A 222-nucleotide genomic window follows, 5' to 3' on the forward strand; every position below is an offset into this window, starting at 1 on the left:
ATCAGCGCAAAGAGCCTTAGCTTCCGGGTTCGGAATGTAACCGGGCGTTTCCCTCTTGCTATAACCACCGAAACACTATTGACATATCACGAACAACACCGCCATCACACACCACCCAACCAAGTTAGGCAGCCTGTGACAGCTATATTGTTCTCGACTCATACATCAAGAACCACAAAGTGGACGCGAAACATACTCTGGACCACACACACCAACCTTTAA

At 48.2% G+C, this 222-nt stretch carries 1 rRNA gene; it reads right to left on the reverse strand.

Annotated features, from left to right (window positions below):
* Window positions 1-72: ribosomal RNA gene (gene rrf / locus IE92_RS0116290) — 5S ribosomal RNA — on the reverse strand; the annotation flags it as partial.
* Window positions 73-222: the final 150 nt, after the last annotated feature.

The organism is Mycetocola saprophilus (genome assembly GCF_000718085.1).
GTDB lineage: Bacteria > Actinomycetota > Actinomycetes > Actinomycetales > Microbacteriaceae > Mycetocola > Mycetocola saprophilus.